Annotated in this window: 14 protein-coding genes; 9 read left to right on the forward strand and 5 right to left on the reverse strand. The window is 64.4% G+C overall.

From position 1 onward, the window contains the following. The first annotated feature begins 42 nt into the window (after nucleotides 1-42). The gene (locus tag CGLAUT_RS03775) at nucleotides 43-1,818 is read left to right on the forward strand and encodes a BCCT family transporter (protein ID WP_290186397.1); all 1,776 of its coding nucleotides are present in this window, start codon (nucleotides 43-45) and stop codon (nucleotides 1,816-1,818) included. Nucleotides 1,819-1,842: 24 nt separating this feature from the next. Beyond that, entirely contained in the window at nucleotides 1,843-3,690 is a 1,848-nt protein-coding gene (metG, locus tag CGLAUT_RS03780) for a methionine--tRNA ligase (protein WP_290186399.1), read from the forward strand. 22 nt (nucleotides 3,691-3,712) lie between these two features. On the opposite strand, the gene CGLAUT_RS03785 is transcribed toward metG, so the two are convergent. Next, the gene (locus tag CGLAUT_RS03785) at nucleotides 3,713-4,657 is read right to left on the reverse strand and encodes an alpha/beta hydrolase fold domain-containing protein (RefSeq protein ID WP_290186400.1); all 945 of its coding nucleotides are present in this window, start codon (nucleotides 4,655-4,657) and stop codon (nucleotides 3,713-3,715) included. Beyond that, a complete protein-coding gene (locus CGLAUT_RS03790) occupies nucleotides 4,654-5,043 on the reverse strand; it encodes a DUF3806 domain-containing protein (RefSeq protein ID WP_290186401.1) in 390 nt (129 codons plus the stop codon). The genes CGLAUT_RS03785 and CGLAUT_RS03790 overlap by 4 nt, the downstream gene beginning before the upstream one ends. A gap of 13 nt (nucleotides 5,044-5,056) precedes the next feature. On the opposite strand from CGLAUT_RS03790, the gene CGLAUT_RS03795 reads away from it, so the two are divergent. The 6 genes from CGLAUT_RS03795 to CGLAUT_RS03820 all read left to right on the forward strand — a co-directional run bounded on the left by CGLAUT_RS03795 (nucleotide 5,057) and on the right by CGLAUT_RS03820 (nucleotide 11,499). Beyond that, nucleotides 5,057-5,890 (forward strand): TatD family hydrolase, encoded by an 834-nt coding sequence (locus CGLAUT_RS03795; protein ID WP_290186402.1) that lies wholly within the window; start codon nucleotides 5,057-5,059, stop codon nucleotides 5,888-5,890. 102 nt (nucleotides 5,891-5,992) lie between these two features. Then, the gene (locus tag CGLAUT_RS03800) at nucleotides 5,993-7,150 is read left to right on the forward strand and encodes a resuscitation-promoting factor (RefSeq protein WP_290186404.1); all 1,158 of its coding nucleotides are present in this window, start codon (nucleotides 5,993-5,995) and stop codon (nucleotides 7,148-7,150) included. Nucleotides 7,151-7,162: 12 nt separating this feature from the next. Continuing rightward, a complete protein-coding gene (rsmA, locus tag CGLAUT_RS03805; protein WP_290186406.1) occupies nucleotides 7,163-8,011 on the forward strand; it encodes a 16S rRNA (adenine(1518)-N(6)/adenine(1519)-N(6))-dimethyltransferase RsmA in 849 nt (282 codons plus the stop codon). Then, nucleotides 8,004-8,969 (forward strand): 4-(cytidine 5'-diphospho)-2-C-methyl-D-erythritol kinase, encoded by a 966-nt coding sequence (locus tag CGLAUT_RS03810; protein ID WP_290186408.1) that lies wholly within the window; start codon nucleotides 8,004-8,006, stop codon nucleotides 8,967-8,969. The genes rsmA and CGLAUT_RS03810 overlap by 8 nt, the downstream gene beginning before the upstream one ends. 34 nt (nucleotides 8,970-9,003) lie before the next feature. Beyond that, complete coding sequence (locus CGLAUT_RS03815) at nucleotides 9,004-9,681, forward strand: exonuclease domain-containing protein (RefSeq protein ID WP_290186410.1); 678 nt, start codon at nucleotides 9,004-9,006, stop codon at nucleotides 9,679-9,681. Nucleotides 9,682-9,693: 12 nt separating this feature from the next. After that, on the forward strand, nucleotides 9,694-11,499 hold the full coding sequence (locus CGLAUT_RS03820) for an ABC-F family ATP-binding cassette domain-containing protein (protein ID WP_290186412.1): 1,806 nt from the start codon (nucleotides 9,694-9,696) through the stop codon (nucleotides 11,497-11,499). Here the strand turns inward: CGLAUT_RS03820 and CGLAUT_RS03825 are convergent. After that, nucleotides 11,496-12,305: a TraB/GumN family protein gene (locus CGLAUT_RS03825; RefSeq protein WP_290186413.1), complete on the reverse strand. Its 810-nt coding sequence runs from the start codon at nucleotides 12,303-12,305 to the stop codon at nucleotides 11,496-11,498. The two genes, CGLAUT_RS03820 and CGLAUT_RS03825, sit on opposite strands and share 4 nt — an antisense overlap. Nucleotides 12,306-12,364: 59 nt before the next feature. Here CGLAUT_RS03825 and ppk2 point away from each other — a divergent pair, with 59 nt between their 5' ends. Continuing rightward, a complete protein-coding gene (ppk2, locus tag CGLAUT_RS03830) occupies nucleotides 12,365-13,258 on the forward strand; it encodes a polyphosphate kinase 2 (RefSeq protein WP_290186415.1) in 894 nt (297 codons plus the stop codon). Nucleotides 13,259-13,263: 5 nt separating this feature from the next. Here the strand turns inward: ppk2 and CGLAUT_RS03835 are convergent, their stop codons facing one another. Both CGLAUT_RS03835 and CGLAUT_RS03840 read right to left on the reverse strand, forming a co-directional pair. Then, nucleotides 13,264-13,833, reverse strand: a complete 570-nt coding sequence (locus CGLAUT_RS03835) for a DNA-3-methyladenine glycosylase (RefSeq protein WP_290187003.1) — start codon at nucleotides 13,831-13,833, stop codon at nucleotides 13,264-13,266. Continuing rightward, nucleotides 13,830-14,624 carry an HAD family hydrolase gene (locus CGLAUT_RS03840; protein ID WP_290186416.1) on the reverse strand — a complete coding sequence of 265 codons (795 nt, stop codon included), beginning with the start codon at nucleotides 14,622-14,624 and terminating at the stop codon, nucleotides 13,830-13,832. Before CGLAUT_RS03840 ends, CGLAUT_RS03835 begins: the two co-directional genes overlap by 4 nt. Nucleotides 14,625-14,660 lie beyond the last annotated feature (36 nt).

Genomic DNA, 14,660 nt, shown 5'->3' on the forward strand with positions numbered 1-14,660 from the left:
TGCGTGTTGCTTTGATATTCCCAATTCGATTCAGGAGACGTGATGTCACAACGAGATGAGAAGCAAGAACATCAACCCGAAGCGCAAGAAGCGACCGCCACGGGTGAGCTCGCGGCGTTGATCGCCGCCGATCAGCGCGGGGACCTTTCAGATGTGACGATGCCGGAAAACAACGTCGAGATGCAGTCCGACGTGGAGAACGCCCCGGTGTCCTGGGGCATCGTCGCTCCGTTGTTCATCATTATCGTGGCCATCGTCGCATGGGCTCTGGCGGCCACCGAGAGTTTCAACACCTTCGCCTCGGAGGCTTTTGCCTGGCTGATGGAGAACTTTGGCTGGGCCTTCATCTTCTTCGGCACGGTGTTCGTGGTCTTCATTCTGGTGATCGCACTGTCGAAGTTCGGCTCCATCCGACTCGGCGCGGATGACGAGCAGCCGGAGTTCCGAACCACGTCGTGGATCGCAATGATGTTCGCCGCCGGCATGGGCATCGGCCTGATGTTCTTCGGTGCCTCGGAGCCGCTGGCGATGTACCTCGACGGCGTGCCTGGCCACGAGCCGCACGAGGTGGGCACCGCGATGGGGCAGACCATGTTCCACTGGACGCTGCACCCATGGGCCCTCTATGCCGTGGTTGGCTTGGCAATTGCCTACTCCACGTTCCGTCTCGGCCGCAAACAGCTGCTGTCTTCCGCCTTTGTCCCGTTGATCGGCCAGGAGCGTGCCGACGGCTGGTTGGGCAAGTTGATTGACGGCTTCGCAATTTTCGCCACCATCTTCGGCACCGCCTGCTCCCTGGGCTTGGGCGCGCTGCAGATTTCCTCCGGCCTGGAGGCCTCCGGCTTTGTCAGCAACGCCTCCACCACGATGATCGTTGGCATCGTCGCCGTGCTCACCTTGGCGTTCCTGCTTTCTGCCATGTCCGGCGTTAGCAAGGGCATCCAGTGGCTGAGTAACTTCAACATGGTCATCGCCGCATTGTTGGCGATCTTCGTGTTCGTGTTCGGGCCAACCGTGACCATCCTGAACATGCTGCCGACTTCTGTGGGCACCTACCTCTCACAGTTCTTCGAGATGGCGGCCCGCACCGCCGAGTCCGCCGACGGCACTGCCGGCGAGTTCCTCTCCGGCTGGACCATCTTCTACTGGGCATGGTGGGCGTCGTGGACTCCGTTCGTGGGCACCTTCCTCGCGCGCATCTCCCGCGGCCGCACCATCCGCGAGTTCTGCCTGGGCGTCTTGCTGGTGCCTTCCGGCGTGTCCACCGTGTGGTTCGCCATCTTCGGCGGCACCGCCATCAAGCTGGAGCAGACCGGCCAGTCAATCACCGGCGATTCCAACGAGGAGCAGCTGTTCAACCTGCTGCACACCCTGCCCGGCGGCTTCTTCATGGGCATTTTCGCCGTGATTCTCCTAGGCACCTTCTTCATCACCTCTGCCGACTCCGCATCCACCGTGATGGCGTCGCTGTCCCAGAACGGCAAGACCAACCCCAGCCCGTGGCTCGCGGCAGTGTGGGGTTTGGCCACCGCAGGTGTCGGCCTGGTCATGCTCATCGCCGGTGGCTCCGACGCGCTGAACAACCTGCAAAACGTCACCATCGTGGCTGTCGCTCCGTTCTTGATCATCCTGGTGGCACTCATGTTCGCCATCGTGAAGGACATCTCGAACGACTCCATCTACCTGGCGCAAAAGGAGCAGGAGCGGTTCGCCCGGCAGCTGGCGATCGAGCGACGCGCGCTGCGCGACCAAGCCGAGTTCGAACAGCGCCGCAAGCAGGTCGCGGGCGTGTTCAAGGGATCGTCGAAAAGCAAATAGCTCGAGTGCCTTAAGCTTTGAACCATGACTGATTCTCAGAATGTTCTTGTGTGCGTGGCGTGGCCGTACGCGAATGGGCCGCGCCACATCGGGCACGTTGCAGGTTTCGGCGTGCCATCGGATGTGTTCGCTCGCTACCAGCGAATGCGCGGCAAGAACGTGCTGATGATTTCCGGCACCGACGAGCACGGCACGCCGCTTCTGGTCCAGGCGGATAAGGAGGGCGTGACCGTCAAGGAGCTCGCCGATCGCTATAACCGCCAGATCGTTGAGGACCTGGCGGGGTTGGGCCTATCGTACGACCTGTTCACCCGCACTACGACGCGCAACCACTACGCGGTGGTGCAGGAGCTCTTCCGCGGCCTGTACGACAACGGGTACATGGTCAAAGAAACCACCCAGGGTGCGATCTCGCCGTCGACGGGGCGCACGCTGCCGGACCGCTACATCGAGGGCACCTGCCCGATCTGTGGTGCGACCGATGCGCGCGGCGACCAGTGCGACACTTGCGGCAACCAGCTCGACCCGGCGGACCTGATCAATCCGGTGTCCAAGATCAACGGCGAAACGCCGAAGTTCGTGGAGACGGAGCACTTCCTGCTCGACCTGCCGGCAATGCACGATGCGCTGGAGGAGTGGCTGCGCGCGCGTGAAGACTGGCGCCCGAACGTGCTGAAGTTCTCCCTCAACCTGCTTGAGGACATGCGCCCGCGCGCCATGACTCGCGACATCGACTGGGGCATCCCGGTGCCGGTTGAGGGTTGGGAGGACAACCCGTCGAAGAAGCTCTATGTCTGGTTCGACGCGGTGGTGGGCTACCTGTCCGCCTCGATCGAGTGGGCGCACCGCTCCGGCGACCCGGAGGCGTGGAAGGCGTGGTGGCAGGATTCGGCCACCGAGGGCTACTACTTTATGGGCAAGGACAACATCACGTTCCACTCCCAGATCTGGCCCGCGGAACTTCTGGGCTATGCCGGCCGCGGGGCGAAGGGCGGCACCGCGGGCGAGCTAGGCGAGCTCAACTTGCCGACGGAGGTCGTGTCGAGCGAGTTCCTCACCATGTCCGGTTCGAAGTTCTCCTCGTCGAAAGGCGTGGTCATCTATGTCAAGGACTTCCTGGCCGAGTTCGGCCCGGACCCGCTGCGGTACTTCATCGCTGTTGCTGGCCCGGAGAACAACGACACCGACTTCACCTGGGACGAGTTCGTCCGTCGCGTGAACAACGAGCTGGCTAACGGCTGGGGCAACCTGGTCAACCGCACCGTCTCCATGGCGCACAAGAACTTCGGCCAGGTGCCGGTGCCGGGCCCGCTCACAGAGGCGGACCAGCGGATTCTGGCGTTGGCGGAAGAGACTTTCGAATCCGCCGGTGCGGACCTGCAGCGCGCGCACTTCAAGTCCGCGATTACCAAGATCATGCACGTCGTCGGCGAGGCGAACGCCTATATCGCCGAGATGGAGCCGTGGAAGCTGGCCAAAGACGACGCGCAACGCGAGCGCCTGGCTACCGTGCTGTGGACCGCACTGCAGGTGGTCAGCGACTGCAACGCCATGCTCACCCCGTTCCTGCCGCACACAGCGCAGCGGGTGCACGCGACGCTCGGCCGCACCGGCGTGTGGTCCGCAGAGCCGCGCGTGGAGGACGTAGTCGACGACGCCGAGCACACCGCCGACTACAACCTGGTTGGCGTCGGTCTGCCGGAGGAGGGGCAAACCTACCCGATCATCACCGGCGACTACACCGCCGAGCAGGCCGTGTGGGAGCGCGTCGAGGTCACCCCGGGCACGGAGCTGTCAAAGCCGCAGCCGCTGATTGCAAAGCTGGATCCGGAGCTTGGCGAGACCGGCCCAGAGTGGGCGCCGGTGCAGTAGCTCCTACTTCGCAAGTTCGCAGTTAGTTCAGCTGGTCACCGAGCCAACGGCGCGCAGAAGCAAGCATTTGCTTGACGACGCCTATGTCAAACGCCCAGAGCTCAACCGCATGCGGAGCACCTTCGATGATTTCCAGCTGGGCTGGCACGCCGGCATCACGCAGCCGCAGGGCGTATTCGCAGATTTCCGGGTAGAACAGCTCGATATCCCCGGCGGACAGCCATGCAGGCGGCAGCCCGCGCAAGTCGTCTCGCCGGGCGGGGACCGAATACTGTGGTACGACAACTGCTCCCGGCGACTGGCCTAAGTAGGAGGCCCAGGCAAACCGGGTTTGCGCGTTGTTTGCCACGGGCCGGTCGCGCGGGAGGTCGCGGCAGCGATCGGCCGTCGGGCGATCATCAAGCATCGGGCAAAACAACCACTGTGCACGCGGCAGTGGGCCGCCTTCATCGAGCAGCTGTTGACACGCCGCCGCAGCCAATCCGCCGCCGGCGCTTTCGCCGCCGATCGCAAACGGTGCGCCAAACTCGTCGGCGTGCGCATGCATCCACGCCCACGCTTCCAGCGCGAAGTTGAGGCCGGTGGGAAAGGGGTGCGCGGGCGAGAGCGGGTAGCGCGGGGCGACAACTGTCACGCCCACCTCTGCGGCGGTGTTGGCGCACATCGGTCCGTCTTGGCTGGGGTGGCCAATGATGTGGCCGCCTCCGTGGAGCCACAGGAGGGCTCCCTTGGGCTTGTGAGGTCGGAAAATGAGGTAGTGCCCGCGCCGGAGCACGTCAACCCCCTCGCGGCGCGGGGTGGGAAAGAGCAGTTGCCCGTTCGAGGTGACCCAGCGGGCTGTGCGGTATTGCACCGGCGGGTGCGGGATGAGCCTGGCGCGCCGGCGCAGTTCGGGCCGCACGTACGGCATGATCGACGGCTCGCCGCTGTGCGGAGTGGTCGTAGGAGTGGTCGTAGGAGTGATCACAGGAACTGCGCCAAAAACGTGGTGAGCTTGCCAGGTTTCTCGTCGTCGAAGCGGGCGTGCACGACGACGAGCGGCGCCATGTACTTCTCGTCGCCTGCGTCCGGGTTCACGACGACCAAATCGGTGCCGTAGTCGTCGTCAAGCAACTGCCATCGGTAGCCCTCGCGAACCAGCGACTGGCCGAGTGCCGTGGCGTAGATGCGGGCGGTCTCGCCGCGCGGGTAGGCGCGCTGCACGTCGGCGGGAAGCGCGAGGAAGTCGGTGAGCTCGGCTTCGAAGCTGCCGACGATGTCCGTGGGGGAGCCGTTGATGCCGCGTCCGGCGGCTTCGGCGAGGTCGGACTCGATTTGGGTTTGGGTGGCGGGGTCGATGTCGCGGAATGCCATAGTCTTGGATTCTATGAGCAAGAAGCCACGACCCACACCCGTGCCTGCCGAACGAATCGACGGGCTGATCGACGCGCACACCCACCTCGCATCGGCGAAGGCGCGCACGAAGGAGGAGGTTGACGCGATCGTCGCCCGCGCGGTCGAGGCGGGCGTTGAGCGCATCTGCACGGTCGGCGATGGGCTCGAGGAGGCAGAGCTCGCCCTGCAGGCCGCGCATTTCAACGACCGGGTGGTTGCGGCCTGCGCGATTCACCCGACCAGAGCTCAAGAGCTTGACGACGGCGCGCGGAGCCGGCTTGCCGAGATGGCCGCTGATCCGCGCTGCGTTGCGGTCGGGGAGACGGGCATCGACACGTATTGGCTAAAGCACGATCCGGACCGCACCGCGCCCCTGGAGGTCCAGGAGGAGGCGCTGCGCTGGCACATCGACTTGGCAGTGCAATCCGGCAAGGCCTTGATGATTCACAATCGGGAGGGCGACGCAGAGCTGATGCGAATCTTGGACGATTCGCCGCGCCCGGAACATGTGATTTTGCACTGCTTTTCATCACCGATCGAGGTGGCGCGGGAGGCGTTGGATCGCGGTTACGTGCTGAGCTTCGCGGGCAACGTCACGTTCAAGCGCAATGAGTTTCTGCGGGAGGCTGCTGCGCTGGCGCCGGCGGGGCAGTACCTCATTGAGACAGACGCGCCGTTCATGACGCCGGAACCGTTCCGGGGCGCGCGCAACGAGCCGTCGTTTATCGGCCACACTGCGAAGATCGTTGCAGAGGCCCGCGGTGTGGATGTGACTCAAGTTGCCCGAGAGGCGGGAGAGACGTTCTCGCAGGTCTACGGCGTGTGAATTCATGCCAATTTGAGGCAATGGCTTGAAAGTAATGAACCCGTTATCGTATTGTGACCTAGTAACAAAAATCCTAAACCTTTAAGGATGGGTCTTTTCTCTATGTCTGCTCACTCGGCGAAACACTCGACCCAGCGTCTGAACCCGGCGAACTCCGCACCGAAGCGCGTGGCAGCGGGTGTCCTGGCAGGCGCCGTGGTGGTTGGCGGTACGGGCACTGCACTAGCCGCCCAGAAGGACATCGTTGTCGATGTCAACGGCGAAGCCACCAACTTGAAGACCTTCGCGGGCGACGTGGAAGGCGCCCTTCAAGCTGCGGGGGTATCATACGGTGCGCAAGACCTGGTCTACCCGGCGCTGACCGACAAGGTGGTTAATGGCGATACTGTGACTGTGCGGACGGCGAAGCCGGTCGCCGTGGTAGTCGACGGTGTGCAGCAGCAGCTCACCTCGACCGCCGAAACCGTGGGGGATTTGATGGCTGAGGCTGGTGTGGGTGTGGACGCCGCCACTGACATTGACCGTTCTGAGCCGGTCACCGAGGGATTGACCGTGGACGTTACCACTCCGAAAGTAGTTGCAATCACCGTTGCCGGGGACACTGTCCTTACTACCCAGGCCGCCAAGACCGTGGGCGAGCTGCTCTCGTCGCGCGGCGTGACCGTCGACTCCAACGACCGCTTAAACCACGCGCTGACCGACCCGATCACCCCGAACATGGAGATCGTGCTCGACCGAGTTGAGGTGCAGCGCGGCTCCGAGATCATTAAGACCGACCTGCCGGCGAACTATATCGACGACCCGGAGCTTGAAGAGGGCATCGAGGAGGTCCGCGAAAAGGGCCAGCCGAACGAGCGGATGGTCATTCGCAACACCGTGATCGTCAACGGTGAAGTTGAGACCGACGAGATCCTGCGCGAGCGTGAGACCATCAAGGGCAAGCCGGCCACCATCGCCCGCGGCACCAAGCCGACTAGCGGCAACACCGGTGCAGCGGCACCGGCGGTTGCGAACGGCTCCGTGTGGGACAACCTTGCACAGTGCGAGTCCGGCGGAAACTGGTCCACTAACACCGGCAATGGCTACCACGGTGGTTTGCAGTTCTCCGCCTCCACGTGGGCTGCGTATGGTGGCACCCAGTACGCGCCGACTGCTGACCAGGCAACCCGCGAGCAGCAGATCGCTGTTGCGGAGCGCACCCAGGCTTCCCAGGGTTGGGGCGCATGGCCTGCATGCACCGCAAAGCTGGGCATTCGCTAAACTTCGACCGGGATGAGCGATTCCCACCTGCTAGGCCCCGTTGAGATCCGCGAGCTTGCTGGCGAGCTCGGCGTGACGCCGACGAAAAAGCTCGGCCAAAACTTTGTCCACGACCCAAACACAGTGCGCCGCATCGTCGCGGCCGCGGAGCTTTCGCCCTCCGATGTAGTCGTCGAGGTGGGGCCTGGCCTGGGGTCGTTGACGCTCGGCCTGATTGATTCCGTTGCACACGTCATCGCGCTGGAAATCGACCCGCGCCTGGCGGGGCGGCTGCAACAGACCGTTGACACCCGCGCCCCACAATTCGCGGAGCGGCTCACCGTGATCAACACGGACGCGCTCAAGGTGCGCGCGGAAGACCTCGACCGGGAGCCGACCGCGCTCGTGGCAAACCTGCCGTACAACGTCTCCGTGCCCGTTCTGCTGCACCTTTTGGCGGAGTTTCCGTCCATCAAACGCGTGCTGGTCATGGTGCAGAAGGAAGTCGCCGACCGGCTTGCTGCCGAACCCGGATCCAAGATCTACGGCGTGCCCAGCGTCAAGGCCGCGTTCTACGGCGAGGTTTCGCGCGCGGGCACAATCGGCAAGAACGTCTTCTGGCCGGCGCCGAACATCGAGTCGGGGCTCGTGCGTATCGACGTCTCCGAGACCTGCGACCGCACGCTTCGCGATGCGGTATTTCCCCTGGTGGACGCGGCATTCGCGCAGCGTCGCAAGACGCTGCGCTCCACGCTCGCATCGGTGTATGGCACTCCGGCCGCAGCCGAAGATGCCCTGCGCGCCGCGAGCATCGACCCAGGGCTCCGCGGCGAGGCACTCGGTGTCGAGGACTTTGTCCGTCTGGGGGAGCAGCGTGCCTAACCAGTTTTCAGCGTCCGCGCCGGGCAAGGTGAACCTGCACCTCGGCGTCGGCGAGGCTCGGGCCGACGGCTACCACGACCTTGTGACCGTCTTCCAGGCCGTCGACCAACGCGAAGTGGTGCGCCTCGTGGTTGACGACGCCGCTGCGAGCGAAGGGGAAAGTGTCGTCAGCGGAATCACTACACACTGGATGCTCGAGGGGGAACTCAGCGAGCAGATCGATACCCCATCGAACCTGGCATGGCGTGCGGTCGACGCAGCAGTAGAGGCGCACCGCGCCGCATTCACCCCGGTTGCGCTGCCGAAGGTGCGCATCGAGGTGGACAAAGCCATCTTCGTAGCGGGCGGGATGGCGGGCGGTTCCGCGGACGCGGCTGCATCGCTCGTTGCCGCGAGCGCCTACCTGGAGCACTACAGCGGCACCGCACTGGACCAGGACAAGCTCACCGAGCTGGCCAAGAACCTCGGGGCCGATGTGCCATTCGCCCTCATGGGCGGCAACGCGCTGGGCACCGGCCGCGGCGACGACCTAGTGGAGATGCTTGGCCGCGGCGAGTTTTGGTGGGTGTTTGTCAACCCGCGCGTGGCAATCAACACCGGCGAGGCCTTCGGCGTGTTGGACGACCTGCGCCACGACAATCCCGCACTCGTGCCGCATCTCGACACCACCACAGTTGCGCAGGCGCTCACCTCGAGCGATCCCGAGGTGCTGGCAGGGGCATTGCACAACGATTTGCAGGCTGCCGCGCTCGAGATGCGCCCGCAGCTCACAGAGCTCATCCGCGCCGGGGAAGCAGAGGCACTAGCTGCGATAGTGTCCGGCTCCGGCCCGACTGTGGCAGTGCTGTGCCGCGACAGCGACCACGCTCACGAAGTGCGCGATGCGCTTGCCGGGCGGTTCTCCGGCTACGAACTCATCGCGGCGCATGGCCCGGCAGCGGGTGCCACCTTGTTGTAGAACGCGCGTTAGAACAGGTGTACGATTTCGGGACATGATGCTTCTCGACGCCCTGCGCTACCACCTTGACGGCGCCACTTCCGGGGTCGATCCGCGCCTTGAGCTGCAGCCAGCCACAAGCGTGGCGGGGTCGGGAAAGCGGAAAGCGGGGAAGTACGTGCCGTCGTTAAGCGAATTGCTTTGCGACGAGTATGTGTGCGTGGATTTTGAAACCGCGAACCGTGTGAGCGGCGCTTCGGCGTGCCAGGTGGCCTTGGTGAAGGTGCGCGGCTGTGAGGTGGTGGATGAGCTGTGCACGTTCCTGCGGCCGCCGGAGGAGCACATCGCGTTCGAGTTCAGCCACATTCATGGCATTTATCGCGGCGATGTGGAGGACGCGCCGAGCTGGTTCGACATCGCGGATGCGGTGGTGGAGTTCGTCGGCGACGCCCCGGTGTACGCGCACAACGCGACGTTTGACGCGTCGGTGTGGCGCGGACTGGACCGGTATTACTTCACCGGGACGTTCCCCGAGCGGATGTACTGCACGTGCCGGTTGAGCCGCAGGATGCTGCCGGAGCTGGCGGATCATCGCTTGCCGACGGTGGCGGGGTACTGCGCGCCGGGGTTCGTACTCAACCACCACCGGGCAGATTCGGACGCGCTGGCCTGCGCGCACATTGTGGCGCAGCTGCAGCGGGACCGGAGTCTGCACGCAATGCTCGCCCCGTAAGATGTTTTCGCGATGGCTAACCTGATCAACCTGGAAAACGTTTCCAAAACCTGGGGGCTGAAAACCCTGCTCGACGGCGTTTCGTTGGGTGTGCAGTCCGGCGACCGCATCGGCATCGTCGGTGTGAACGGCGGCGGCAAGACGACGTTGCTGGAGGTGCTCACCGGCATTGAGGAGCCGGATGCGGGCCGCGTGTCGCACAACTCCTCGCTGCGCATGGCGGTGGTGACCCAGCGCTTCGAGCTGGATAGCGCGGTCACCGTCGGTCAGGCCGTGGTTGAGCCGCTTGGTCTGCAGGTGTTTGAGTGGGCGTCGAATGCTAAGGTGCGCGAGGTGCTGCAGGGCACCGGCGTGGCCGAGCTCGGGTTGGATACCCCGGTGGGGTCGCTCTCGGGCGGCGAGCGCCGGCGCGTGAACCTCGCTGCGGCCCTGGTGCAGGACCTGGACCTGGTGGTGCTGGACGAGCCGACGAACCACCTCGATGTCGAAGGTGTGCAGTGGCTTGCCGACCACTTGGTCTCGCGCAAGCTCGCGGTCGTGGTGGTCACGCACGACCGCTGGTTCCTGGACACCGTGGCGAACCTCACGTGGGAGGTCCACGACGGCCAGGTCGACGTCTACGAGGGCGGGTACAACGACTGGACGTTCGCGCGTGCGGAGCGCGCCCGCCAGGCCGACGCGATCGAGCAGCGCCGCCGCAACCTTGCGCGCAAGGAGCTGGCGTGGCTGCGCCGCGGAGCCCCAGCGCGCACCTCGAAGCCGCGCTACCGCATCGAGGCCGCCGAAGCGTTGATCGCCGACGTGCCCGCTCCGCGCGACTCGGTCGAGCTCATGGCGTTTTCCAAGCAGCGCCAGGGCCGCGTGGTCATCGAGTTGGAAGATGCGCGCATCGATGCCCCGGACGGCCGCACCCTGGTGGACCATCTCACCTGGAGGCTCGCGCCGGGCGAGCGCCTCGGCTTGGTGGGCGTCAACGGATCCGGCAAGACGACGCTGCTGCGGACGCTGGCGGGGGAGTACCCCCTGGCGGCCGGCAAGCGCATCGAGGGCCAGACCACCCGCATCGGGTGGCTGCGCCAGGAGCTCGACGATCTCGATCCCACCCGCCGCGTGATCGACGCCGTCGAAGACGTGGCCACCTACATCGAGCTGGGCAAGGGCCAGCTTTCCGCGTCCCAGCTCGCGGAGCGCCTCGGGTTCTCTCCGAAGCGCCAGCGCACCCCGGTCGGAGACCTGTCCGGTGGCGAGCGCCGCCGCCTGCAACTCACCCGCGTGCTCATGAGCGAGCCGAACGTGCTGCTGCTCGACGAGCCCACGAATGACTTGGACATCGACACCCTGCAGGAGCTCGAGGACCTCCTGGACAACTGGGCAGGCACCCTCGTTGTGATCTCACACGACCGCTACCTCATCGAACGCATCGCGGATTCAACCTACGCTCTCTTCGGCGACGGCAAGCTGACGAACCTGCCCGGCGGCATCCAGCAGTACCTGGATCGGCGCGCCGCGCAGCAGAGCAATGCTGGCGTGTTGGATTTGGGGGAGGCGCCTGGGGCGGAACAACATGCCGTCGATAAGCCAAAAGCCCTGTCTTCCCAAGAGGAGCGCGAGCTGCGCAAGCGGATGAACGCGCTGGAGCGCAAGCTGGAGAAGGCGGACGCGCAGGCCGAGGCACTAGAGGCGGAGATTACGGTGCTGTCGGAGACGGGCGATTTCGAGGCGATCGGGGCGAAGACCCGCGAGCTCGGCGAATTGCGCGAGGCCCGCGAGGAACTGGAGCTTGAGTGGCTTGAGGCAGGGGAGAAGCTCGAGGGTTAACGGCGATTTTCGACGGTCAACTCAACGCGGCCGACATCCCACTCCTTGTTCTCCAGCACTGCGAGGACACCCGTGTCTAAGGGCAGGTGCGCAGCCCCGATGAGGACAAGCCCAGGGTTTTTGCGCAACTTCGTCTCAAGCGCGACGGCGAGTGCTGCGTTGCGGGTCACCATTGCCTCCGAGCGCATCTCCGCACCGCTGAGCAGCTCCGGGTGTTGGAAAGCGTAATTGAGGAACATGTCCTCCGATTGCGGGTCGTCGTAGGCGTCAAGGGCGGCATCGAGATCATCGTCAGCGTTGACGTGCGCGAACTGGTCCGCCGCCTCTTCGAGGCCCGAGACCGGGATGTCATGCTCGGTGGCGTAGGCGATGAAGTGATCCTCCAACTCGAGGTCAGCGGTTTCAAACAGCTCGGAGCGCAACTGGGTTTCCACTTTGATCAGATGGGTGAGGATGGTGGTGGGCAAAGTTGCGAGTTGGTCGCTCAGCGGGGCGAGCCGCGGAGATGATTCGGCGATTTTTGCTACGCGCTGCAATTGCTTTGGTGTAGCCGGCGTGCCACCTGCGGAGGCAAAGACGCCGAGTCCGCCCGCTTCGCTTTCGGACTTCAAACGCTTCATCTCTTCCGGATCAATTTCCACATACAGGTGTCGGAGGCGCGAAAGCTCTGCCTCCAGTTCAGACAGCGGCATCGAGATGTGCGAAGAGTCGAGCACGTGCACCGTACCAACCACCATTGAGGTCGCCCCCTCGGGTGAGGTCAATGTCCAGAACAAAGAATCATCGAACCGCTCGAACCCATACATGGCACTGATGATAGGGGATCTTCCGGGTGGCGCCATGGGCATCCGCTACGGTTGTCCGCATGAGCGAAACGTCTGCCAGCAAACCGCCGAAGCTGTCCAAGAAGGCATACGAGAAGGAGCTGCTACGACTGCAAGCAGAGCTCGTCTCCATGCAGGAGTGGGTCGTGCAGACCGGCTCGCGCCTCGTGGTCATCATGGAAGGCCGCGACGCCGCCGGTAAAGGCTCCGCAATCAAGCGCATCACGCAGTACCTCAACCCGCGCACCTGCCGTATCGAGGCGCTGCCGAAGCCGACGGAGCGCGAGCAGGGCCAGTGGTACTTCCAGCGCTACGTGGAGAAGCTGCCGTCTGCCGGCGAGATCGTGATCTTCGACCGGTCTTGGTACAACCGCGCCGGCGTAGAGCGCGTGATGGGCTTTTGCACCTCGCAGGAGTACCGCCGGTTCCTGCACCAGGCGCCGATCTTTGAACGCCTCTTGGTGGAAGACGGCATCATGCTGCGCAAATACTGGTTCTCCGTGTCGGACGAGGAGCAGTACCGCCGCTTTGAATCGCGCCGCCAGGATCCGCTGCGCCAGTGGAAGCTCTCTCCGATGGACTTGGAATCCATCACCAAGTGGGAGGAGTACTCCCGCGCCAAGGATGAGATGTTCTTGCACACCGACATCCCGTCCGCGCCGTGGTACACGGTGGAGAGCGAGGACAAGAAGCGCTCACGCATCAACGTGATCTCCCACCTGCTGTCAACGGTGCCGTATGAGCACCTTGAGCCGCAGCTGCCGGAGATCCCGGAGCGGCCTGAGCCGAGCGGCTACGAGCGCCCGCCGCGTGAGGAATTCCGCTACGTGCCCGATGCCGCCGCGAAGTTGGAGGAGCGCAAGGTCGAGCCGAAGAAGGCCGCGAAGAAGGCGGCTAAGAAAGACGCTAAGAAGGGCAAGAAAAAGAAAGACTAGCGCCCTTACAGCGCGATCTTCGGATACCCGCGCGGGGTGGACACCGTGCGGTCGCCCGGGATCCAGAACCGCAGCGGCGCGCCGGCGTTTTTCGAGATCCCGATACGCGGGCCGGCAACCCATTCCGGCTCGGCGTCGCGCATCGCTAGCTCGAATTCCGACCCGTTATCTTCAAGCTGAAGGCCCAGCGCCTGGCCGAGGTTGCCGGGCCCGCGCGCAAGGTTTGCAAATGGGATGAGTGCCCGATCCGGGCGCTGCCGGCGCTCGCGGGCGAGGTCTTCACCAGCGACCACTTCACCGCCGCGCATGAGGCACCCTTGGCCATCGCCCTCGGGCGCGCATACAAGGTTGCCGTTGTGGTGGATGCCGTAGGAAAAGTACACGTACAACCGTCCGGGTGGGCCGAACATGGTCGCGTTTCGCGCGGTCATGCCGTTGAACGTGTGGGCGGCGGCGTCGGCGGCACCGAGGTAGGCCTCCACCTCGGTGAGGCGAATGCTCACGCCGTTCATGGTGATCACGCAGCCGAGCAGCTGCGGACCGACCACGTCGGCCGGTTGAGAGAAGTCGATCACGCCAGCCACTCCCGCAGCTTGACCACGGCCCCTTCCTCCGCGACAGTCCCACACACCTCATCGGCGATCGCTTTCACGTCCTCGTGCGCGTTGCCCATCGCCACCGCATGGCCGGCTGCTTGCAGCATGCCTAGATCGTTCAGGTAGTCGCCGATAGCGGCAGTGTCGGCTGCATCGATGCCGAGAGTCTGTGCAAGCGCCTCAAGCGCCCGGCCCTTGTCTGCATCTGGCTGCATGATGTCGATCCAGTGCTTCGAGCTCAGCAACACACGCAGCTCCGGAACACGATCCTTCACCCAGTCGAGCGCCTCCGTTTCAGCGTCGCCCTGGATGTACAGGGCTAGTTTCACGGTGGCGTTCAACGGGGCGTCGATAAGCGAAGCAAGCTCCTTCCGCGAGTGGTAGTAGTTGTTGATTTCTTCCGAGATTTCCGCAGGGAGATTCTCGCGGGTGAAGCAGACCTCTGGCGCGCACACCACTGCATAGGCGGTAAACGGCGCGTACTCCAACGCCTCAACCAGGCGGCGCACCGGGGCTTCGGGCATCGGAGTCGTTGAGACGACCTCGCCTTCGTGCCATACCACCGCGCCGTTTTCCGCGATGAACGTATCCGGCGCATCCTGCGCGAACATGTCCCGCAACGTAGCTAGCTGGCGACCGGACGCCGGCGCGATGGTCATGCCCTGCTCGCGAGACTGGGTGAGCACCGGCCAGAAACTCTGCGGGATGTCACCCCCTGTGATGAGCAATGTGCCGTCCATATCCAGCGCTACAAGTCGGGGGGTGTGCATATCGGCCAGGGTACCGCCAATGCGGTGCGGCGCCGC

The sequence above is a fragment of the Corynebacterium glaucum genome (assembly GCF_030408855.1).
Taxonomy (GTDB): Bacteria; Actinomycetota; Actinomycetes; order Mycobacteriales; family Mycobacteriaceae; genus Corynebacterium; species Corynebacterium glaucum.

Coding starts and splice junctions, on each gene's coding strand:
- metG (WP_290186399.1), top strand. CDS start 1,843: ATGACTGATTCTCAGAATGTTCTTGTGTGCGTGGCGTGGCCGTACGCG.
- CGLAUT_RS03840 (WP_290186416.1), bottom strand. CDS start 14,624: ATGCACACCCCCCGACTTGTAGCGCTGGATATGGACGGCACATTGCTC.
- CGLAUT_RS03795 (WP_290186402.1), top strand. CDS start 5,057: ATGAGCAAGAAGCCACGACCCACACCCGTGCCTGCCGAACGAATCGAC.
- CGLAUT_RS03800 (WP_290186404.1), top strand. CDS start 5,993: ATGTCTGCTCACTCGGCGAAACACTCGACCCAGCGTCTGAACCCGGCG.
- rsmA (WP_290186406.1), top strand. CDS start 7,163: ATGAGCGATTCCCACCTGCTAGGCCCCGTTGAGATCCGCGAGCTTGCT.
- CGLAUT_RS03775 (WP_290186397.1), top strand. CDS start 43: ATGTCACAACGAGATGAGAAGCAAGAACATCAACCCGAAGCGCAAGAA.
- CGLAUT_RS03790 (WP_290186401.1), bottom strand. CDS start 5,043: ATGGCATTCCGCGACATCGACCCCGCCACCCAAACCCAAATCGAGTCC.
- CGLAUT_RS03815 (WP_290186410.1), top strand. CDS start 9,004: ATGATGCTTCTCGACGCCCTGCGCTACCACCTTGACGGCGCCACTTCC.
- ppk2 (WP_290186415.1), top strand. CDS start 12,365: ATGAGCGAAACGTCTGCCAGCAAACCGCCGAAGCTGTCCAAGAAGGCA.
- CGLAUT_RS03820 (WP_290186412.1), top strand. CDS start 9,694: ATGGCTAACCTGATCAACCTGGAAAACGTTTCCAAAACCTGGGGGCTG.
- CGLAUT_RS03825 (WP_290186413.1), bottom strand. CDS start 12,305: ATGTATGGGTTCGAGCGGTTCGATGATTCTTTGTTCTGGACATTGACC.